Origin of the sequence: Nostoc sp. S13, from assembly GCF_029379315.1 — a bacterium.
GTDB lineage: Bacteria > Cyanobacteriota > Cyanobacteriia > Cyanobacteriales > Nostocaceae > Nostoc.
On record NZ_JAQYWQ010000001.1, the window covers coordinates 93,722 to 115,290 of the forward strand.

The 21,569-nt window shown below is 45.2% G+C and carries 21 protein-coding genes and 2 pseudogenes; 16 read left to right on the top strand and 7 right to left on the bottom strand.

Annotated elements, in window-relative coordinates:
• Window positions 1–231: 231 nt before the first annotated feature.
• A complete protein-coding gene (locus PUQ00_RS00425; RefSeq protein ID WP_300412005.1) occupies window positions 232–1,059 on the top strand; it encodes an IS982 family transposase in 828 nt (275 codons plus the stop codon).
• Window positions 1,060–1,275: 216 nt separating this feature from the next.
• Window positions 1,276–2,481: a glutathione S-transferase family protein gene (locus PUQ00_RS00430; RefSeq protein WP_300412007.1), complete on the top strand. Its 1,206-nt coding sequence runs from the start codon at window positions 1,276–1,278 to the stop codon at window positions 2,479–2,481.
• A gap of 645 nt (window positions 2,482–3,126) precedes the next feature.
• On the opposite strand, the gene PUQ00_RS00435 is transcribed toward PUQ00_RS00430, so the two are convergent.
• From PUQ00_RS00435 to PUQ00_RS00445, 3 genes and pseudogenes are all read right to left on the bottom strand, one after another.
• Window positions 3,127–3,669, bottom strand: coding sequence for a hypothetical protein (locus PUQ00_RS00435; protein ID WP_300412009.1), 543 nt, complete (start codon window positions 3,667–3,669; stop codon window positions 3,127–3,129).
• A gap of 159 nt (window positions 3,670–3,828) precedes the next feature.
• A pseudogene (locus tag PUQ00_RS00440) lies at window positions 3,829–4,254 on the bottom strand (Uma2 family endonuclease); the annotation flags it as partial.
• The gene (locus PUQ00_RS00445) at window positions 4,194–4,511 is read right to left on the bottom strand and encodes a hypothetical protein (protein WP_300412012.1); all 318 of its coding nucleotides are present in this window, start codon (window positions 4,509–4,511) and stop codon (window positions 4,194–4,196) included. The pseudogene PUQ00_RS00440 and the gene PUQ00_RS00445, both read right to left, overlap by 61 nt.
• Window positions 4,512–4,656: 145 nt before the next feature.
• Here PUQ00_RS00445 and PUQ00_RS32680 point away from each other — a divergent pair.
• The 7 genes and pseudogenes from PUQ00_RS32680 to PUQ00_RS00475 all read left to right on the top strand — a co-directional run.
• Window positions 4,657–4,833 (top strand): annotated as a pseudogene (locus tag PUQ00_RS32680) (PIN domain nuclease); the annotation flags it as partial.
• A 293-nt stretch (window positions 4,834–5,126) separates the two neighbouring features.
• A complete protein-coding gene (locus tag PUQ00_RS00450; protein WP_300412014.1) occupies window positions 5,127–6,146 on the top strand; it encodes a tRNA-dihydrouridine synthase family protein in 1,020 nt (339 codons plus the stop codon).
• Between the two features lie 86 nt (window positions 6,147–6,232).
• Window positions 6,233–6,460 (top strand): DNA-binding protein, encoded by a 228-nt coding sequence (locus tag PUQ00_RS00455; protein ID WP_300412016.1) that lies wholly within the window; start codon window positions 6,233–6,235, stop codon window positions 6,458–6,460.
• Between the two features lie 5 nt (window positions 6,461–6,465).
• Window positions 6,466–6,717 (top strand): hypothetical protein, encoded by a 252-nt coding sequence (locus PUQ00_RS00460; RefSeq protein ID WP_300412018.1) that lies wholly within the window; start codon window positions 6,466–6,468, stop codon window positions 6,715–6,717.
• A gap of 480 nt (window positions 6,718–7,197) precedes the next feature.
• A complete protein-coding gene (locus PUQ00_RS00465) occupies window positions 7,198–7,821 on the top strand; it encodes a 2Fe-2S iron-sulfur cluster-binding protein (RefSeq protein WP_300412020.1) in 624 nt (207 codons plus the stop codon).
• Window positions 7,808–8,791 carry a xanthine dehydrogenase family protein subunit M gene (locus PUQ00_RS00470; RefSeq protein ID WP_300412022.1) on the top strand — a complete coding sequence of 328 codons (984 nt, stop codon included), beginning with the start codon at window positions 7,808–7,810 and terminating at the stop codon, window positions 8,789–8,791. Before PUQ00_RS00465 ends, PUQ00_RS00470 begins: the two co-directional genes overlap by 14 nt.
• Complete coding sequence (locus PUQ00_RS00475) at window positions 8,788–11,001, top strand: xanthine dehydrogenase family protein molybdopterin-binding subunit (protein WP_300412025.1); 2,214 nt, start codon at window positions 8,788–8,790, stop codon at window positions 10,999–11,001. The genes PUQ00_RS00470 and PUQ00_RS00475 overlap by 4 nt, the downstream gene beginning before the upstream one ends.
• 22 nt (window positions 11,002–11,023) lie before the next feature.
• On the opposite strand, the gene PUQ00_RS00480 is transcribed toward PUQ00_RS00475, so the two are convergent.
• Complete coding sequence (locus PUQ00_RS00480; RefSeq protein ID WP_300412026.1) at window positions 11,024–11,779, bottom strand: SDR family oxidoreductase; 756 nt, start codon at window positions 11,777–11,779, stop codon at window positions 11,024–11,026.
• Between the two features lie 265 nt (window positions 11,780–12,044).
• On the opposite strand from PUQ00_RS00480, the gene PUQ00_RS00485 reads away from it, so the two are divergent.
• Entirely contained in the window at window positions 12,045–12,974 is a 930-nt protein-coding gene (locus PUQ00_RS00485; RefSeq protein ID WP_300412029.1) for a cation diffusion facilitator family transporter, read from the top strand.
• Window positions 12,975–13,058: 84 nt separating this feature from the next.
• Here PUQ00_RS00485 and PUQ00_RS00490 read toward each other — a convergent pair whose 3' ends face one another.
• Window positions 13,059–13,232 carry a hypothetical protein gene (locus PUQ00_RS00490; protein WP_300412031.1) on the bottom strand — a complete coding sequence of 58 codons (174 nt, stop codon included), beginning with the start codon at window positions 13,230–13,232 and terminating at the stop codon, window positions 13,059–13,061.
• A 228-nt stretch (window positions 13,233–13,460) separates the two neighbouring features.
• Between PUQ00_RS00490 and PUQ00_RS00495 the strand changes: the two genes are divergently transcribed.
• Complete coding sequence (locus PUQ00_RS00495; protein WP_300412034.1) at window positions 13,461–13,838, top strand: DUF6632 domain-containing protein; 378 nt, start codon at window positions 13,461–13,463, stop codon at window positions 13,836–13,838.
• A gap of 608 nt (window positions 13,839–14,446) precedes the next feature.
• On the opposite strand, the gene PUQ00_RS00500 is transcribed toward PUQ00_RS00495, so the two are convergent.
• Entirely contained in the window at window positions 14,447–14,680 is a 234-nt protein-coding gene (locus tag PUQ00_RS00500; protein WP_300412036.1) for a hypothetical protein, read from the bottom strand.
• Window positions 14,681–14,811: 131 nt separating this feature from the next.
• Here PUQ00_RS00500 and PUQ00_RS00505 point away from each other — a divergent pair, with 131 nt between their 5' ends.
• From PUQ00_RS00505 to PUQ00_RS00525, 5 genes are all read left to right on the top strand, one after another.
• Complete coding sequence (locus PUQ00_RS00505; protein WP_300412038.1) at window positions 14,812–15,882, top strand: aldo/keto reductase; 1,071 nt, start codon at window positions 14,812–14,814, stop codon at window positions 15,880–15,882.
• 42 nt (window positions 15,883–15,924) lie between these two features.
• On the top strand, window positions 15,925–16,164 hold the full coding sequence (locus PUQ00_RS00510; protein WP_300412041.1) for a hypothetical protein: 240 nt from the start codon (window positions 15,925–15,927) through the stop codon (window positions 16,162–16,164).
• Window positions 16,079–16,780 (top strand): DUF4142 domain-containing protein, encoded by a 702-nt coding sequence (locus tag PUQ00_RS00515; RefSeq protein WP_300412043.1) that lies wholly within the window; start codon window positions 16,079–16,081, stop codon window positions 16,778–16,780. The genes PUQ00_RS00510 and PUQ00_RS00515 overlap by 86 nt, the downstream gene beginning before the upstream one ends.
• A gap of 509 nt (window positions 16,781–17,289) precedes the next feature.
• A complete protein-coding gene (locus PUQ00_RS00520) occupies window positions 17,290–18,606 on the top strand; it encodes a Gfo/Idh/MocA family oxidoreductase (protein WP_300412047.1) in 1,317 nt (438 codons plus the stop codon).
• Between the two features lie 19 nt (window positions 18,607–18,625).
• Window positions 18,626–20,218 carry an MFS transporter gene (locus tag PUQ00_RS00525; RefSeq protein WP_300412049.1) on the top strand — a complete coding sequence of 531 codons (1,593 nt, stop codon included), beginning with the start codon at window positions 18,626–18,628 and terminating at the stop codon, window positions 20,216–20,218.
• Window positions 20,219–20,499: 281 nt separating this feature from the next.
• On the opposite strand, the gene PUQ00_RS00530 is transcribed toward PUQ00_RS00525, so the two are convergent.
• Complete coding sequence (locus PUQ00_RS00530; protein ID WP_300412051.1) at window positions 20,500–21,363, bottom strand: alpha/beta fold hydrolase; 864 nt, start codon at window positions 21,361–21,363, stop codon at window positions 20,500–20,502.
• Window positions 21,364–21,569 lie beyond the last annotated feature (206 nt).

Here is a 21,569-nt window from a genome sequence, read left to right on the forward strand (position 1 = left end):
CTGAAGAAAGTGACAACCAATGGACGATCGCTAGTAAATCATCAACTCACTCTGAAGTTGTATTGTTTAACTATTTCATAACTGCCTCTCTGATTCGGGAATGCCTTTGCAGACTAACCTTTCAGGCTGCGATTTGTCTAATAACCCAAGTTGCTAGTTATGTTGTTGAGCGATCGCATGGGGTAATTTAAGCAATAAAATCCCCTCCAGAGAGAAAAGTAGGAGGGGAATATGCTTAATGAAATAATTACCATCTATGCTATCATCGACGACTTGTTAAAAGCGCTGGGACATGATGAAGATTGTCGGCGTCAGGTGAGCGACGCAGAAATTATCACAACGGCAATAATTGCAGCGATATTCTTTTATGGGAATCATAGCAAGGCTTGTAGCTATATGAAAGACCATAATTTGATCCCAGATATGTTAGAAAAATCACGTTTTAATCGGCGATTACATAATGTCTCAATGCTGATCAACGATTTATTTCATCAACTAGGAATGATCCTAAAAGAGACTAGTGATTGTACTGAATATCTTTTAGACTCATTTCCTATACCAATGTGTGATAATATTCGGATTTTCAATGTTAGATTAATTAAGTCAAAGGAATACAGGGGTTATATTGCCTCTAAAAAACGTTATTTCTATGGGGTTAGAGTCCAGCTATTAACCACTAAGAGCGGAATTCCAGTAGAATTTGTATTTCTACCGGGTAGCGCTTCTGATGTGCGTGCATTAAACGCCTTACCGTTAAATCTACCGTCAGGTAGCGAAGTATATGGTGATTCGGCATACACTGATTACACTGTTGAAGACGATCTCGAACAAACCAGTCAAATATTCTTGAAAGTGATGCGTAAAAAAAATTCCAAGCGTCAAGATGAACCGTGGAATAAGTATATTAAACAACATACTAGACATTATATTGAAACAGTGTTTAGTAGCATCACTTGTGTATTCCCAAAATCAATTCATGCAGTGACATATGAAGGGTTTTTACTGAAGGTTGAAGCATTTATTTTTGCATTTACCCTCCAACAAGCATTCATCAAATGAGCTAAATTTAATACTTTAAGCTGATTCGACACTTATACTTTTGATTGAGTCAAAGTGGTGGTTGCATTCAGTAGTAAATTTGTATTTGGTAACTCGCAACTTAGGTTAATATATTTTCCAAATGGGGGAACCTACTGATTAAATTAAGCCTTGGTGTAATTGAAAATGTTGTAGAGTATAGAATTGTCCTAAGTATTGCCTTACGCAACTCACCCTATGACTACCGCACCCTTAAGCTGGCAAGAACTAGAAACCCTCACGGACTATCAAATAGATACCGTTAATGGTCTCACCAACGCTAAAGCCAGGTTGCGCTTGTTTGGTCAGCCCGAATCTGATGTGCGGGTAACGCTGTACCGCGATAACCACGCCTGGTGTCCTTACTGTCAAAAAGTTTGGTTATGGCTAGAGGAAAAACAGATCCCCTATCGCATCGAAAAAGTGACAATGTTCTGCTATGGGGAGAAAGAAAGTTGGTACAAGCGTAAGGTACCATCAGGAATGCTCCCCGCGATCGAGCTAGATGGATGGATTATTAAGGAAAGCGATGACATTTTGATCGCCTTAGAAAAGGTTTTTGATCCATTGAGCCAAGGGATGGAAGACCGCATGGTGCTTCCTCTACGTCAATTAGAACGACTTTTATTTAGAGCCTGGTGCGCTTGGCTGTGCTCTAGAGCAGGTTCTTCTCAACAAGAACAACGCAACCGAGAACAATTTATCGGAGTGGTGGCTATGGTCGAGTCGGCTCTGGGTCGCACCCCAGGGCCTTACTTTCTAGATAGCTTCGGCATCGTCGATGTCATTTTTACGCCCTATGTTGAACGGATGAATGCAAGCCTTTACTACTACAAGGGCTACTCCCTGCGGGAAGAAAACTCTCGCTTGAGGGCATGGTTTGCGGCAATGGAAAGCCGACCAACCTACTGCGGTACCCAGAGCGACTTTCACACCCACGTACATGATTTGCCGCCCCAGATGGGGGGCTGTTGGGAAAACGGCGAAACCCAGATGCTTCTCAATAAAGCGCGGGTGGATAATGGTTCCTGGTTTGGGCTACCAGATGTTACTTATCCAGAACCTGAAAACTCCCGTATGGAAGCTCTTCAACGAACTATCGAACACCGCATCAATATTATCCGAGTCAACCCCTTAGATGATAAATTGTTTGACCAAGCCCTACGTTGTGCTTTAACACACATGATGACCGATGAAGATTGTCTACCCCCATCGGGATCTGATGTTGCTCTCCGATATTTGCGCGATCGCATTAATGTACCCCGAGACATGTCCATCTACGCAGCCAAGCGATTGAGGGAATCCTTAGAGAAAACCGCAGCCCTTGCGGGTGATGGGCAGCCAGACCCCATTCCCACTAAGCATCGACGAGATCAAGACCCGTCTAACTTTGTCATCAAGTAGAATTTAGGCACCCATCCTGGCAGATCGCGCTCCTCTAACAGTTAAGAGTGTCACTAATGTGGAAATCATCTATATTATAGTAAATTAAAGGGTTTAAGACCCCTACGTCTATGCGTAGCGGGGAGTCGGAGCCACTCCGCCTCCGATCAGTTTCAGGCGGTGTTTAAATCCCCGTCTGAAAATGTCTAAAATGTTTGAATTTTGAATGCGTGAATTTTGAATTGTTAATGGTGACTGACACCGATTCACTTTGAAATGCTTTATCCCGAATATTTTACTTGCTACCACCAGTCTAGTTTAAGTGTTTGTATCTCGTTGATAAGTATTTGAAACTGATTAATGAAGTTACGAACTCCGTTAATCAGTCTTGAATATTCGTGAATGGGGCTACGAACTGTGTTAATAAGTCTTTAAGACTCGTCAATGAAGTCTTTTTTCCTAGTGGACGAGTGAAGCGAATAGAATTCGGGGAGTTTACGGGCATATAAACGGAGGCGTACCCCTGCTCTTAAGCGAACTACGTTTAGCGTTCCGTAAAAGTCTATAGCAATCCTAAATCATTCGCAAACAACAAGATCCCCGACTTCTTAAAGAAGTCGGGGATCTGAGGCTGACGATTTTCACTAATCAAATAGGATTGCTATACTATCTACCTGCTGCTATCAAACGCTGATGCACTAAATACTCAAATTGATAAAGATAGGCAGCAATAATGACTCGAATTATGGTTTGGACTATCAGCAGAGGCTGCGCTTGAATCTTAAATAAACTGAACAAATTGAATAAATCAGGAGATGGCAAGAAAAGCATTATAATACCAAATGCGATGATTAGCGAGAGAATATTCACCAACCAGCCATACAATCCTTCCCACCAACTGATTAAACTAGGAAAAACTCCTGTTGTTGGCTCTGTTTGTGCTAGTTGGCTCTCAGGAAAGAAGCTATCTAAAAATCGATGCAGCCAATGGTGAACCAATGCGACTACCACGATGGGCAAAAGTTGGATTAGTAAACTTAATAAGTACAAGAACTTGACAGAAATAGGCTGGGGTAGGAAGTTAATCAGGGTGGAAATAATATTCCAAAAATAGACGATCGCATACTGGAAACCAATCATTAACAAAATGAGCGCGATCGCATTTACCCAAAACCGGGGAGTAGGAATCCAAGATGGCCAATTTCGCATAAATTTTTTCTTAGTGGATGAAAGACTTTAATCGGAACTGGATTGAAATATTTTGGTGATTTTTTGCCAGTATAATCTATGCCAGAAAGTTAGTGGGGAATAAGTAGCGATGCCTGCGGCGGGCTACGCCTACGCAGAAGATTGCCGGTGTATGGTAAGTTAAGAAAATTCTCCAGTCCGAAAAATCTGTTCAGCAGTCAAATTCAACTTTGGGAAAGCTAGCGACTGAATGCGGTCATTTTCCCTAAATTGCTTAACTTGATACTCACCTTCGATTAGTTGGTAAATCTAGATAGTTGGTTGTTTAGGATTGCCAATAAAGCGCCTACCACCTAAACCTAGATAGTCTACAATCCAATATTCAGAAATGCCTAAAGACTCGTAATCTTCTAGTTTTAAGGCATAATTATCACTCCAGTTGGTTGAAAAAACTTCTACAACCAACTTGACGGAATTACCCTGCGTAATGATAGATTCTTTTTTCCAGCGTGGTTCATTCCTAACAGCTTGTCTATCAAGAACGATTACGTCTGGTTCATAATCTGAATCAGTGTTAACTGACTTGATGACGCATTCTTTAGGGATAAGAGAACTCGCCAACCAGCCTGAGTGCCAATCCATGTCCCTAAAGGCGCGGCGATCGCTGTGGTTACGCCGCCTGTCACCAGGGCAACTGCACGACCCTGCCAGGCTAATCCGACGAGGACACTAGCAAATGTAACGGCTGCTAGCATAAAGAGTCCTGCCATTAGTGCTAAACCGATACGTGCCAGCATCAGTATCCAGTAGTTAGTTGATAGTCCCGCTAAAAGATTCATCGCGGAAAAGCCTGTCAAACTCATGTTAACCATCTTTTGTCACTTTAAGCAGAGGAAAATATAAATCAGCATTATTTAGGTAAACAAACACTGAACTTGTAAGGCTATAAATAATAGATTGAAGTTTAGAAAAGCCCAGATATAATTACAGGGCTTAACTGATCCTGCTCTCAGAAAGTATGGTGAATTAAAGGCAGAACTCCGTAGAAGAGGACAAACAATTGCTGAATTTGATTTACTAATTGCTAGTGTTGCAGTTGCAGAAAATTACATTTTAGTAACAAACAATACTCGTCACTACAGCCGCATTTCTAATTTACAGTTGGAGAACTGGATTTCACCTTAAAAAATATTATGTAAAATAACGTGAGTTCGATGAACCTCTCCCGGACAGCCTCCCTCTCCGAAACGGAAAGGGAGGAGCAATGAAAAATTCAGCTTTTTGCTCCCCTCTCCGCATCGGAGAGGGGCTGCTCTTGAGAGGTCAAATAAAACTTGTTGAACTCACGTTAAAATAGAAATAACTATAGGGATAATTTATTTTTTGCAAGTCTCTAACAACGCTTAACCTGATTGCAAAAAAGCATTAAATATGACTTTTTTTGATAGAGTGATGCTTTGTCGATCGCGGAAATCTCTATGTCCCGGATATCGCTCCCCCAATCGCTCCATCCAAACCTACCTCTCATGGCTCTTGCGCCCATGCAGGATGTGACAAACCTCTGGTTTATGAAAGTCATTGCCCACTACGGCAGCCCTGACTACTTCTTCACCGAGTATTTCCGCGTGAATGATACCTCACGGCTCAATCGTAACATTCTGGCAGCAATCACCGAAAACGACACGGGTCGCCCCGTTTTTGCTCAAATGATTGGCGAAAGCATTCCAGACTTAGTAAGAACAGCAAAGGAACTCTGCAACTATAATATCGCTGGAGTTGACTTGAACATGGGCTGTCCAGCACCTAGAATCTATCGCAAAAATGTTGGGGGTGGATTGCTGCTCTCACTAGAAAAAGTGGATCGGATTTTGGGAGAACTGCGTTCTGCTGTGAACGATCGCCCTTTGACCGTCAAGATGCGCGTAGGCTTTGAAAATACAGATACCTTTTACGAAATTTTAGATATAATCAATCGCCACAGCATTGATTTGCTGAGTTTGCATGGTCGCACGGTGAAAGATATGTACCACGGGGCTGTGAAATATGATTTGATCGCAAAAGCGGTGAAACGGGTTGATTGTCCAGTGCTTGCCAATGGAAATATCCATTCTGCAACAACTGCCCTTAAAGTGCTTTCTCAAACGGGCGCGGCGGGTGTGATGGTGGGACGCTGGGCGATCGGAAATCCTTGGCTTTTTAATCAAATTCGCCAGGCTTTGCGCTTCGAGCCGATCACGCCCGTTCCTTTAGTAGAGGTACGCAACTATATTGATCGTTTATGGCAAACCCCCACAGCGGCAACTATGCCGGTGCGATCGCGTGTAGGCTATCTCAAAATGTTCCTCAACTACATTGCCCTGAGTGTTGACGCTGAAGGTGATTTCCTGCGGCTGATGCGACAGACGCAGACCGAGGTAGAACTGTTAAACCTCTGCGATCGCGTTTTCCTTGCTGATCTGACGAAAACTTTAGCCTTAGCACCCTACTCAGGTGTGTAACCTGGTTGCTATTTCGCTAGTTCTTTGCTGGTTTTCCATAGTTGTAAAATTGGATTTTACCTTAAAAAGTATTAGACAAAATATAAATGACTACACAAGAGAAAAATCAACGTATTCAAATAAATTTAGATTTATCACCAGAACTTTATGAAACACTAAATAATCTGGCGCAACATATTAATGGAGATAATGCTGAGGTGCTGTTAAAGGCACTTGCATTGATGGAAGTAGCTGTAGAAGCCAAACAAAAAGGCAAGCATATCTGGCTTGCAGATGATAATCAAAATCTTGAAACTGAAATTATTGGCATCTAAACAGCATGACAGATATAACAGATTTATCAAAAATAATTGCCAGCAAAGGCGACAATCCACTAATTCTGTCAACTGGAAACTTGCAGTCACAAGAAGACGTAGAAGTTGAGCGAAAACTACGAGAATTAAAGTTTAAACAAGAACTAAGAAAAGATTGGATTTTATTTATTGTCAGAGATGTAGTAATTTTTCCTGCCGCTATCCTTTTTATTTTTGTTGTCAGTGGTTATTCCTTATTTACTCAGATTCATCGGTAACTTATCATATAGGATTAATATTTGATTTCTGAAAAAGCTCGCTACAACTCGAAAAGCCTAATTCCTAATTCCCTACTCCCTACTCCCCACTCCCCGCCTACGTAGATAATTTCAAAAATCAAATACTATTACTATAGTTAGTCGAATAAAAAGACCACTAAGAGATAATCGTTGTGTACTTCACCAACTTGAAATCTGCTGTATATAGCAATCCTATCTGATTTGTAAAAATCCTGTCTAGAACCCCGACTTCTTAAAGAAGTCGGGGTTCTAACTTTTCACGAATGATTTAGGATTGCTATAGATGATACTTATGGTATAAATCTTCTGATAGAGACATTATAACAAGATGAAATTGTATTCTATTAACAATGTCGTTTTGAAAAAAATGCTTATAAGAAAAAGCGGTTTTTTATAAAGAATAGATGTCAAGAGAATTACGCAATATTATTACCAACAAAAACAGAATGGAGTAAACAGATGAAGTTTGTCCTAAGACGCCGCAGGTTGGGTCAATTGATGGTCGTCAGCACAGTAGCGGCTACGATCGCTAATTATGTAGGGAAAGGTGTAGCACAAACTCAAGTCAAAAAAACTACTCCAATGCTGGCAACTTCCACATCTGAGACTATGAAGGTGACGCTGCAAGTGAACGGAACAGCACATAGTTTGCAGATTGAACCGGGTGTTACTTTACTTGATGCACTTCGGGAATATATCGGGCTAATTGGTACTAAAAAAGGTTGTGATCACGGTCAGTGTGGTGCTTGCACGGTGCTGGTTGATGGGCAGAGGATTAATTCATGCCTGACATTTGCAGTTATGCACACTGAGGCAGCGATCGCAACTATTGAAGGGCTGGAGCAAGGAAATAATCTGCACCCAATGCAAGCCGCATTTGTTGCCCACGATGCGTTTCAGTGCGGCTATTGCACACCGGGACAGATTTGTTCGGCGGTGGGTTTGGTGAACGAGGGACACGCTAAGTCGGATGCCGACATTCGTGAACTGATGAGCGGCAATATCTGCCGTTGTGGCGCTTATCCAAATATCGTGGCTGCTGTCCGCGATGTCTTAGAGGGGAAAAAAGATGCAGCCGTTTAGCTATAAGAAAACAGGACAAGCAGAGAATGCCGTGGCGTTGGTTGCCCCAGAGGTGCAAGCTGCTTACTTGGCAGGGGGTACAAGCTTAATTGATTTGATGAAGCTGAATGTACAGACCCCAACAGAGTTGGTTGACATTAACCCACTACCGCTAACCAAGATAGAAATCCAAGGTAACGGTGTACGGATTGGGGCAATGGCACGTAATAGCGATGTTGCCTATGATGCGATAATTCGGGAGCGTTACCCTGTGCTATCGGAGGCGTTGCTATCTGGGGCATCACCGCAACTGCGAAACATGGCAACAGTAGGCGGAAATTTGCTGCAACGTACCCGTTGTTACTACTTCCGCGACACAGCTTTCCCCTGCAATAAGCGCGTTCCCGGTTCAGGTTGTCCGGCAATCGAGGGCTACAACCGCATTCACGCGATTCTGGGCGCAAGCGATCGCTGTATTGCTACCCATCCCTCTGATATGGCTGTGGCAATGATCGCACTCGATGCAGTTGTGCAAACACGCGGGCCGAATGGAGAGCGCAGTATTCCCCTCGTCGATTTTCATCTCGTACCTGGCGATACACCAGAACGGGAGACAGTTTTACAACACGGAGAGTTAATAATTGGGGTTGATTTACCTGCTTCAACCTTTGCCAAGCGATCGCACTATTTAAAAGTCCGCGATCGCGCCTCTTATGCTTTTGCAATGGCATCGGTTGCGGCAGCATTAGATATTCAAAATGGGATTATTCGTTCGGCACGCATTGCCCTCGGTGGGGTAGGAACAAAGCCCTGGCGTGCTTACGAAGCTGAAAAAGCACTTTTGAACAAGCCCGCAAACCAGGCAACATTTCAAGCAGCAGCGTCAGTTGCGATCGCCGGAGCTAAACCTCAAAAATACAACGGGTTTAAGGTCGAACTGACTAAACGCACAATTGTGAAGGCGCTGGCAACAGTGGGAGGGATGGCATGAACACAGGCGATACAAATACAGTTGTCGGCAAACCGCTAAACAGAGTCGATGGACATCTCAAGGTAACGGGTGGCGCACGTTATTCGGCAGAGTTTCCGATCGCAAAAATGACTTATGGAGTCACAATTCAAAGCACGATCGCCAAAGGTAAAATCGCCCAAATCGATACAAAGGCGGCGGAACAAGTACCAGGTGTATTAGCAGTAATTACCCACCTCAACGCACCCAAGGCATCTGGCGAAAAGGGCAACGGTCATAAGTTGCAAGTGCTGCAAGATAACACTATCCTATATAGCGGTCAGCACATTGGTGTTGTAGTTGCCGATACATTTGAACGAGCTATGTACGCTGCTTCTCTGGTGCAAGTTCGCTATGACGAAGAGAAACCGACCATCAACATGCGGAACAACCTTGCTAAGGCATACTTGCCTAAAGGTAAAATTCCTAAAGAGGAGCCGCCCGATTTAGCGCACGGCAATGTCAACCAGGGACTAGCGACTGCGGCTGTCCGTATCGAGCAAACCTATACCACACCGATCGAAAATCACAATCCAATGGAGCCTCATGCCACAACAGCAGTTTGGCAAGGCGATGAACTGCTGCTGTATGACGCAACTCAGGGAATCTTTTCGGCTCAACAAAAAGTTGCGGCGGTATTAGGAATTGAGCCAAAGAAAGTCCGCATTATGTCTTACTTTGTGGGCGGTGGCTTCGGTTGCAAAGGTTCGGTTTGGTCGCATGTGCCTCTAGCGGCGATCGCAGCCCGGCAAGTTAATCGCCCAGTCAAATTAGTTCTGGGACGGATACAAATGTATGGGCCTGTCGGCTTCCGACCAGAGACAATTCAACAGGTTTCTCTCGGTGCAACCCGCGAAGGCAAATTGACCGCTCTCCGACACGCTGGGACTTCCCAAACTTCAACATTCGATGAATTTATCGAACCTGTTGGTAAAAGCGCCCGGATGCTCTACGCTTGCCCGAATATCGAAACTAGCCACCGTCTGGTTCAACTCGATCAAGGAACACCAACCTTTATGCGGGCACCAGGCGAAGCTTCTGGGTCGTTTGCCTTAGAATCGGCAATGGACGAACTGGCTTATGCGCTCAATATCGATCCGGTGGAACTGCGTCTGCGTAACCATGCTGATGTCGATCCCAGCAAAGGACTGCCCTGGTCGAGCAAGTCACTTATCCAATGCTACAAATTAGGGGCAGAAAAGTTTGGCTGGCAGAAGCGCAATCCTCAGCCCCGTTCAATGCGAGACGGTAACTATTTGATCGGTTGGGGTATGGCGACAGCTACTTATCCTACCAACCGTTCCCCAGCAGCTGCGATCGCTCAAATTATGGCAGACGGTACAGCCGTGGTGCGGAGCGGTTCGCAAGATATTGGTACGGGAACTTATACTGTGATGACTCAAGTCGCAGCTGAAGCACTCGGTCTCCCACTTAACAAAGTCCGGTTTGAACTAGGCGATACGAAGATGCCAGAAACCCCCGTTTCCGGTGGTTCGCAAACCGCAGCCAGTGTCAGTTCGGCGGTGCATTTAGCGGGAAATCAAGCTCGCAGTCAGCTTTTGCAATTAGCACTTGCCGATCAAAAATCGCCGCTTTATAGTTCAAACGCTGAGGATGTGATTGCCCAAAATGGCAGCTTTTTCTTAAAAAATAAATCGTCAGCAGCGGAAACTTATGAGGCAATATTGGCACGGCATGGAATGAAAATGATCGAAGCGCGTGCAGATGCCAAGCCTGGAGAGGAACAAAAGAAGTTCTCAATGCACGCATTTGGAGCGCAGTTTGCGGAAGTCCGCGTTGAACCTGACTTGGGTGAAGTGCGAGTAACGCGTTGGGTGGGAACTTTTGGCGTGGGACGCATACTCAATGCGAAAACAGCCAACAGTCAACTGATCGGTGGGATTATCTATGGTATTGGCATGGCGTTAATGGAACACACAGTAACAGACCCTCATTGGGGGCGCGTTGTCAACCATGATTTAGGTGAGTATCACGTACCAGTGAATGCAGACGTTCCTGATATTGAGGTGCTGTTCGTTGATGAACACGATCCACATATCAACCCGCTTGGTGTCAAAGGAATCGGTGAAATTGGGATTACTGGAAGTGCGGCGGCGATCGCTAACGCTGTTTATCATGCCACAGGTAAGCGCGTTCGTGATTTGCCAATTACATTAGACAAGCTACTGTAGATAGATTTGGGATCGCCCGTTTTTAAAAACTAGCGTTAAGTTCTTGGAAGATTGTGCTAATGTTCCCATTCTCGGCGGCGAAGCGTAGAGGCTTACAGCGCTCCACCACAACCTCTTCTATTGTTGGCTGGTTGGAAAGTATGTTCATCACCTCGGTGATGAACTCGGCGAGAGGCATGGCATGGGGATCATTCGCTTGCTGCTCGCCCGTAAGATGGGTCTGAACATAGGGCGGAATGATCTCGATCACCTCCGTTGTCGTGCCTTTGAGTTGCTGGCGCAGCGATACCGAGTAGGAATGGATCGCGGCCTTGGTCGCGCAATAAGTTGGCGCGTTTGCAAGCGGTACGAAGGCTAGCCCGGACGAAACTGTCAGGACGGCCGCGTGCGGCTGACTTTGCAGCAGTGGCAGCAAGACCGCCGTGAGGCGAATGGGACCAAGCACGTTGGTTGTCACAATCTCCTCGGCATCATCCAGGTAATCAGGCAGTGATTTGATATCTTCCGCTTTCATGATCCCGGCATTGTTGATCACAACATTTAGCCCTGGGTAGTCTTGAGCCACTTGCTTACCAAACGAATGTATGCCGTCTCGGTCATTTATATCAAGCAGAATGGATTTTATACCGGGATTGGCAGCCGTCACCTCATCCAAAACTTGTTGTCGCCGACCGGCAATGATAACCTGGTTTCCTTTCTTGTGGAAGGCCTCAGCGATTCCGCGACCAATACCCGATCCGCCGCCAGTAATCAGAATTGTGTTTCCTGTAATCTTCATGATAGTCCTCTAACTTTCTTGTCCGAGCAGATAATAACAGATAATAAATTGTCAGATCTGGATACTATCATCTGTCGCCTCAAATCGTTTTGTTCTCACCCTAATGCTGGTTCTACTATTCAGTAAAAGGTTATTTGTGTCAATACGGGGCAATGATATCCTGTAGTTTATTTTACCAATCAGTAGAAGTCTCAGGGTTGATGACGATTAAAGTAGAATTTGGTACTCTTAGCTCGGAATCACTGTAGTTACGTCCGTGACCGAGATGAGTAGTCGATCAGCCCGCTCCTACGCTTTCTTGTCGATTGCAGCGGCAATCGTCACTATTGCTCTCAAGTTTGGCGCTTACCTGCTAACCGGGTCAGTAGGTTTGCTTTCAGATGCTATTGAGTCAATTGTAAATCTCCTAGCTGCATTGGTCGCTCTATGGGCATTGACCTATGCTGATAAACCAGCCGATGCCGAACACGCTTTTGGGCATTCTAAAGCCGAATACTTCTCCAGTGGTGCAGAAGGTGCGTTGATTGTAATAGCCGCCATCAGCATTGCTGTTGAAGCTTGGGGACGGTTGTTGCATCCAGAACCATTAACACAGCTTGGATTGGGGTTGGTACTCTCCCTATTTGCAACCGCAATCAACGGCATTGTTGCCTTTATCTTGCTACGGGCAGGGCGACGGTTGCGTTCCATTACACTCAGGGCTGATGCTCACCACCTGTTTACCGATGTGGTGACTTCGGGTGGTGTGGTAGTTGGAATCTTCCTCGTCAAGCTAACAGGCGCTCTCGTGCTTGATCCAATTGTCGCACTGATAGTAGCAACAAATATTACTTGGACAGGATTTCGTCTGCTGCGGGAAACCAGTAGCGCATTACTGGATGCAGCTTTGCCTAAAAAAGAAATTGAGGCAATCGAGAGTATCCTTAACGAGTACAAACATCAGGACATCCAGTTCCATGCCTTGCGAACCCGTACTGCTGGAACCCGGCGCTTTGTTTCCTTTCATGTTCTTGTGCCTGGATCTTGGACAGTGCAACAAGGGCATGATTTGTGCGAGGCAATTGAACTTGCTATTCTTCGGGTGCTGCCTTTAACCCACGTTACAACTCACCTGGAACCTGTAGAAGATCCAGTTTCTTGGGAAGATTTAGAGTTGGAGCGTCCAAGCAATCAGCAAATGCAAGATATGAGATAAGAGATTAATTCCTGCTGTTGAGCTTTAAGGAATTGCGCGATCGCATCTCTCATAAATTGCAACGTCGAAACGATGAAAGCTTAATCACACGATTAGCGATCGCCAATTTTCAAACTCAATCAAGTTGATTAACTGGTGATCGCAACTAGCTTTTTGCGGAAAGGACACCATTACAACCAAAAAGCTATCAGTAAGATAAAGTTTTAAATTGGGCAAGCTTAAACAAAAGGTAAGCATTGTGAGTGCATCGACTTGCATTGTGAGTGCATCGACTTACATTGTGAGTGCATCGACTTGCATTGTGAATGCATCGGCTTGCATTGTGAATCCATCGGCTTGCATTCATAGTTGAATCAGTTTTAAACCATGATAAGCATTAAAATTTATAACACTCTAAAGCTGAAGTGTCACTAGTGGGAATACAATCAAAAAATTATACAGTTTTGTTAGTAGAGACCGTACTAGAAAATAGCGGAGGTTAAAGCAATGGATGGGCGCGATCGGTACTTACAAATCGCTCTGGTTCTTATTGGAATAGCTTTTCTACTTATCTATCCGCTAACTCAGGTCTGGGCATCAGGCTGGTTATGGCAACCAGGTCAGCACGAATACGAACAGATGATCATTGGTGTTTATGGGACGCTTGGTGTCTTTTTGCTATTGGCTTCAAGGCAACCAGAAGCTCACCTTAGTTTAATCTGGTTCACCGTCTGGTCAAGTGTAGTCCACGGGCTAATCATGGCGGTATATGCAGTAATTGATCCTGTTGAACATGGACACCTGTTTGGTGATGTTCCAGCATTGTTCTTGGTAGCAATTGTCCTTGGCTTTTTACTGCCGCGCAAAGTGGTGTCAAGTACATGAACGGGCATGGAATGTCTATACATCTCCCGCAATTGACAGAGATAAGCAATTCCCCGATCAATCTAATAACAGTTATAGTGTTGCTGAAGCGCGAGTATGAAGCGGCATCGATTCGCTCTAATTGTTGCTGTAAGACAACTTGGTACAGAAATACGAAGGGCAAGTAAAGGCGATCGCAAGGGCTGGCGTTGCTTTGCTTTGTCTCCCCTCCTCGCTTGTTCTTAGGAGTTGGGGGTGGGGTGTTAGGCATTGGTGGCAACTTAAGGTGAAAACCAGCCTAGAACCAGCTTTTAGCAGATTATCTCCTTAAGAGTCTCCGACTGGGAATGCCCCTCATTGAGGCTGCGCCTCCGTAATTTGCGGCAGAGCCACCAGGATCTGCATTTCCAGCCAGAGATTTTAAACGAACCGCAGAGGCGCAGAGAAGCCAGTGCATTGGGCGGGTTAAGAGACTTGTAGCAACTGGCGCGGCACTGAGAGAAGAAGGAGAAGGAAAAAATTGCTTAACTGAACTGTATTGCTTTAGAGGCAGTTTTTCTCCTACCCTTTAACTCCTACCTTTATTGATAAAGTTTTAAATCAAGCAAGCTTAAACAAAAGGTAAGTTTTTACAATACATCGACTTGCATTGTGAATGCATTGACTTGCATTGTGAATGCATCGACTTGCATTGGGAATGCATCGACTTGCATTGGGAATGCATTGAGTTGCATTGTGAATGCATTGACTTGCATTGTGAATGCATTGACTTGCATTGTGAATGCATCGACTTGCATTGTGAATGCATTGACTTGCATTGTGAATGCGTCAACTTCCATTGTGAATACATCAACTTGCATCATAAATACATCGGCTTGTATTGTGAATGCTTCTTACGGTGTATGTTTTAATAACACTCCTTAGTTAGAGTCCCTGTGCAAGATTACCGTGCTACTATACGGCTCATTCCTGTTGTTGCTTGTAGGAGACAATTATGGAAATCAGTAGACGCAGCTTATTAAAAACTGCTTCTGCTTCGGGATTAGTAGCGGCAGGAATTGTAGTTTCGGAAGGATTTTTGCAGCCGCTTTTAGCCCAAACAGAACCAGTTGATGAAAATACTCAACTGTTAGCCCAAAGTTCACCCACTTTAACTCGACGCGGCGAAATGTTGTATCGGAATCTCGGACGCACCAAAGAACAAGTATCTGTGATTGGTTTAGGAGGGTATCACATTGGAAAAATTCAAGAGGAGCAAGAAAGTATCAAACTGATCCGTAGTGCCATTGATCGCGGCATCAATTTTATGGATAACTCTTGGGATTATCACGACGGCCGTAGTCACCGTTGGATGGGAAATGCTCTTAAAGATGGTTATCGTCAAAAGGTCTTCCTCATGACGAAAATCGACGGTCGCACCAAAGGCGCTGCCAAGATGCAGATTGATGAATCGCTCAAAGATTTGCAAGTTGATCACATTGATTTATTGCAGCATCATGAAATACTGCGCTTTGAAGATCCCGATCGAGTCTTTGCTCCTGGCGGCTCAATGGAGGCAGTTGTCGAGGCGCAGAAAGCGGGCAAAATTCGCTATATCGGTTTTACAGGACACAAGAATCCTCAGATTCACCTTCAGATGCTGGAAAGTGCCACACAAAATGGTTTCCGCTTCGACACTGTGCAGATGCCCTTAAATGTAATGGATGCCCATTTTAGAAGTTTTGAACATCAGGTTTTACCTGTGCTAGTGAAAAACAACATTGGTGTGCTAGCAATGAAAACCATCGGGGAGTCTTACATTCTTAGAAGCAACACAGTCAGTGCGATCGAATGCCTACACTACGCGATGAATTTGCCAACCTCAGTTGTAATTACGGGCATCGACAGCATGAGAATTTTAGACCAGGCGTTTGAAGCAGTCCGCACCTTTAAACCAATGGATCAGGCACAAGTTGCAGCACTGTTAGCGCGTACTCGTGAGGCCGCGGCTAAAGGGCAGTACGAACGATATAAGACCACAACCCAAAATGATAGTACAGCAATGAATCCAGCTTGGTTAGGGTAAACATTAATACTATTCTTAACCGTTTTTATTACGCAAACAGCGATGTCTACAACGAGCGGAGCTGCGGGAATTTTGTTTGTAATTCCTAATTTCAACTCGTCATCTTTAGCATTAGGGGTTGTACTCAACCGTGCGATCGCACTTGTTTTTGATTCTACGTTGCAAAAAATAGCTTTATCCAAGGAAAACATTGATTATGTCCAACTTCAAAATATTTTCTACTGGTATAGTGGCGATCGCTTTATCTTTGGCGACTGGTTGCACACCAACTACTCCGCGTGACCAGAATACATCTGAAACTCCAGCTGCTCTGCCTGTGCAAAGGACTGAGAATCCCTCACCAACTGCGTCACCAACTGTTTCACCAACTGCATCAGGGCAAAATAGGCTCAGTTCTTCAGACAGACAGTTCATAACTGAAGCCGCTCAAGGTGGTTTAGCAGAAGTCCAACTCGGACAACTGGCATCAAAACGCGGAGTTAGCAAGGTGGTAAAACAGTTTGCACTGCATATGGTTCAAGATCATACCCCGGTGAATAATCAACTCAAACAGTTAGCCACTCAAAAAGGTGTCACGTTGCCAACTAGTATCGGCAGCAAAAATCAGCAAGTCAAGCAACGCTTATCCAAACTTTCTGGTCGTAACTTTGATCGCCAATATCTGAATCAGATGGTTCAAGATCATCAAAAAACTGTCTCCTTATTTGAGACTGAAGCTCAACAAGGACAAGATCCAGATCTGAAAGCATTTGCGGCTCAAACGCTACCAACCCTCCAAGAACACCTGCAACAGGTTCGTGAAATTGTTAATCGTGGAAGTTCAACTAGCACGCCAACTCCAACTAGCACCGCAACTCCAACTCCAACTACCACGCCAACTCCAATTAGCACCCCGTAAAGCAATATAAGTCAAGTATTTCTTCCTTTTCTTTGCATCCTTCTAGTGCTTCACCGCTTTGCGTCAACGATAAAAAAATATTCCCATCCGCTCTTGAAGTTGAGGAGGCAATACGATATTAACGTTAGCGAATAATTGAGCGTCGGCAGTACAAGTTTGAGGAAATCCTCAAAGTTGTACTGCCGTGCATCTGGGGAAGTTGGCGAGAAAAATTTAATATTTGCCTTGTATGAAGGAATTGGATAATTTATTTCTTCGAGTTGCCTAAATATAGTTTTGCGTAAAAGCGTAGCGTTTTTAATTGCAGGGAAACGCATTGGCATTGTCAGCCGATGTATTGGCATTGCAGGGTATTACCAAATTTAATTAGTAGCAAATTTTCTGCGTGCCTCTGCGCCCCTACCCTGCGGATCGCGCCGCCCCTATGCGTTTAAATTTCAACCCTCAATTCGCCACCATATTTACGCAAAGCAGTACTAAGTCCAAAATTTCATCATTAAAGAACCAGGATGTCTGAATTGTTTAAAAGAAGATTTTCTCGTCGTCATATTCTGACTACTGCTGGGTTAGGAGCCATTTCAGCCACCGCAATTGGTAGTATAGGCGAAGAGGTTGCTGCCCAAGAGCCAACTCAGCAAGCAACGCCACGCGGTGGGCCCTTGCCGCCTCAGATTGAGTTTCCGCCGATCTCGGCATCAACCGAAGTTGAGACAGGAGGGCCGCCAACTGCATTACCCCCAGAGCGACGCTTGGGGTTTGCGATCGTTGGACTTGGCAGACTTTCACTAGAAGAAATCATGCCTGCGTTTGCAGAATCTAAACTAGCAAAGCCAACTGCATTAGTTAGTGGCGATGCTGCCAAAGCTAATCAAGTTGCACAGCAGTATGGCATCAAACCGCAGAACGTTTACAACTATCAGAATTACGACAATCTCCGCAACAATCCAGACGTTGATGTGATTTATATCGTACTGCCTAACAGTATGCACCGGGAATATACGGTGCGTGGTGCTAAAGCAGGTAAACATATTTTGTGTGAGAAGCCGATGGCAACCACAGTGGAAGATTGTCAGCAGATGATCGACGCGTGCAAGAACGCGAATCGCAAGTTGATGATTGCTTATCGCTGCCAATATGAGCCACACCATCGCGCCATGATTCAGATGATCCGCAGCAAAGAATTGGGAGCCATCAAGGTAATTCAGGCAGACAACGGTCAAAATCAAGGCGGTGACTTAAACCAGTGGCGATTAAAACGTGCTTTAGCTGGAGGTGGCTCTTTACCGGATGTGGGAGTTTATTGCTTGAATGCAACTCGCTATTTGACAGGAGAGGAACCGATCGCAATTAGCGCCCAAACTTTCAGCACTCCTGGTGATCCGCGCTTCAAAGAAGTAGAAGAAAGTGTCACCTTCCAGCTGCGGTTTCCCAGTGGGATACTAGCGATTTGCTCCACCAGTTACGGCTTTCACGAAGCGCGTCGGTTTCGCGTCTTTGGCTCTGATGCTTGGGGACAACTCGATCCGGCGTTCGCTTACAACGGTTTGCGGATGATGATTTCGCGTAAATCGCCGACCAACAGTATGGCAGAAAACGTCAGCGAAGTGCGGATGAGCCAGAAGAACCAGTTCGCCTTAGAAATTGATCACATGGCGGATTGTGTGATTCAGAATAAGCAACCCCATACCCCTGGTGAAGAAGGTTTGCAAGACCAAAAACTGATAACCTTGATTTACGAAGCCGCACAAACAGGCAAGACGATCACTCTACCTCGTGTGTCAGGATTGGATGTCACTCGTGGCCCCGCTCCCAGAATGCTGAAGTAAATACGTGCATACCGCAGTCATGACAACCTCTGCTTGGAGTCCGCTCCGTAACTCTTTGTTTCGCGATCGCTGGATTGCCTCAATTGTGTCCAACATTGGAGGTTGGATGGAGGACACGGCGGGAGCTTGGCTAATGACTTCTCTGACTACCTCTCCCCTGTTAGTGGCACTCATGCAAACAGCCGCAACTTTGCCAGTGCTGCTATTAGGACTACCAGCCGGAGCAACCGCAGATATTTTTGATCGCCGTCGATTACTGCTATTTTGGCAAGTCTGGATGCTGGTTGCTGCACTGATCTTGAGTGGATTGATTTTTGCAGGTACGATTACACCGTGGTCACTGCTAGCGCTGACGTTTTTGCTTAACTTAGGAGCGGCAATGAATGGCCCAGCTTGGCAAGCAATTGTACCAGAACTAGTACCGCGATCGCAACTCATGGCTGCCATTGCATTAAATAGTGCTGGGTTTAACATTGCCCGAGCAGTTGGCCCAGCGATCGCTGGCTTGATTTTGGTAGCGGCAAATGCCGGAGTCGTCTTTTTGATTAATGCCCTCTCGTTTGTTGCAGTGATTTTCATCCTTTACCGTTGGCAGCGCAAACCGCTTTACCAAAGCGCCCTGCCCGCAGAGCGAGTATTAGGTTCTATGCGGGCTGGTATTCGCTATGTCCGCTTTTCTCCCGCTCTCCAAGCCGTGTTAATTCGAGCGGCTGTTTTAACCAGTTGCACCAGTGCTTTGTTAGCGTTGCTGCCTTTGGTGGCACAGCAGGATTTGCGACAGGGAGCCGGTGGGTATGGTTTACTACTCGGTTGCTTTGGATTGGGGGCGATTGTCGGGGCGATTTTGATGCCACAAGTGCGGCAACATCTTACAATTGATGGAGTTGTGATTGCAGGAACTCTGGTATTTGCGATCGCCACATTAATTCTGGCATTCATTCACAATGTACCTTTGGTGTTGCTGGCTTTGGTGGCCGCTGGGATTGCCTGGACAACTATGACATCCAGCTTGAATATCACAGTGCAGCTTGCTGTTCCGGCTTGGGTGCAGGCGCGGGCGCTGGGAACTTATCAAATGGTATTTCAAGGAGGTTCAGCAATTGGCAGTATTGTTTGGGGTGTAGCAGCAGAACATTGGGGAACACCGAGTGCCTTATTTGTTGCTGCCATTGGCTTAGTGCTGGGAACGTTCACAGCGCGGCGTTACCGTTTGCTCTCAGGAAAACTTGATTTAGCTCCAGCATTACGACGAGCGGAACCTCTAGTAGTAATTGAATTGCAACCAGAAGAAGGCCCGGTTTTAGTCACACTTGAATATTGTATTGACCCAGAGCAAGCAGAGGAATTCATTGCAGCAATTAATGCCCTGCGAGTGGTGCGGTTACGAGATGGGGCGATTCGCTGGGGCATCTTTCATGATACAGGTCAGCCGAATCGCTACTTAGAGACGTTTATCGTCGAGTCTTGGGTGGATCATTTACGTCAGTATGAACGGTTTACAGTGGCAGATCGAGAGATTCGCGAAAGGGTTTTTGCCTTTCATCAAGGCGATGAACCCCCAGTTATTTCTTACATGATTTATGCTCACCAATCCCAAGAAGCACGAACTTAGAAAAGACCTCTCTAGGAAACTAAGTACAACATTTCATTAATTCATAGCGAATTCTCTGCGTGCCTCTGCGCTTCCCTCTGCGCGACGGCAGTCGCTACAACTCTTGGAACCCCCCTTCGGGTTCACCAGTCGCCTACGGCGGGAAACCCGCCTACAGCGCTGGATTCACCGCAACGCGCTGCCTCCCCTTTGCGTTGAAATTTCAACCCTCAATTCGCGACGATTTTACGCAAAGCTGTACTAAGCAGATTTAAAAACGTACCTCACCAAGTCGGCAAGCGCTATAGACCTTTGCTATGCAGCCAATTGATAAACACCTCAGCAATAGCTAAGTTACCGTGTTCAAGCATTTGCATATGACCATGACCAGGAAGTCCAACTTCAGGAAGCCAAATAAAATCACCCCGGAAGTATTTTGCAGTTTCTGCATCTACCTCACGAGAATGGCGCGGGTCTTGATCGCCTGTAATCACTAAGATGGGAATATCAAATAGTACCTGAGGGTGGTAAATATAAAGCCCTTGTCCTTCAACATTTCGGCGCTGGTTGCTAATTCGCGCACTCTCAGCGACTAAACTACAAAAGTAATTCTCAAATACCTCTTGCGGAAAATTATCTGAGTTAGTGAAGTATTTTTTAGTTTCTTCACGCGACTGAATACGTGGACGGTCTTCCAGAAAAGCCTCATCAGAGTCTTTTGTGATCACTGGTAATAGATTGGCTGGTGGCCCTGGTGCAATGCCTACAATAGCTTTAACAAGTTTGAGATGGGTTTGTGCTATCTGCCAACCAACGACACCAGACATACTGTGAGTAAGAATGATAGCCGGGCCAATTTGTTGAAGTAGCGCCACAGTAGCATCAATTACCCGTTCATATGGCATCGTAGGAAAATCTGGGACACAGCCTGATCGACCATGCCCTGGCCAGTCAACAATGTAGGTTTCCCAGCCTTGTTCTGTCAGATATACTGCCCAACCTTGGCGATTATCGGGTGTTTTGACAAAGCAAGTACCTGTATGAAAAGCGCCGTGTAAAAGCACAATAGGAACTGAATTTCGGTCTTTCCTTGGCCGGTAACATTGAATGAACATTTGGTACGGAATATCACCAACCAGGAATTCTGTTTCAGTGTATGAATTCATTTGAAGAAAAAACTTAAATCTTTACGGCAAAGACACCCATGCAATTGGGCGAGAAGCAACGATGCTTGTCAATAGATGGTAAGGAGCAGGGTCTTTCATTTCCTGCGGCACAAAAGATAACATAAAATTCTGTAATCTTGCGGCTGGTTGAGAGTATTCACTGTCAGTTCCGGAAAATCAGTATTCCGTGCTAATTCTAATGATAG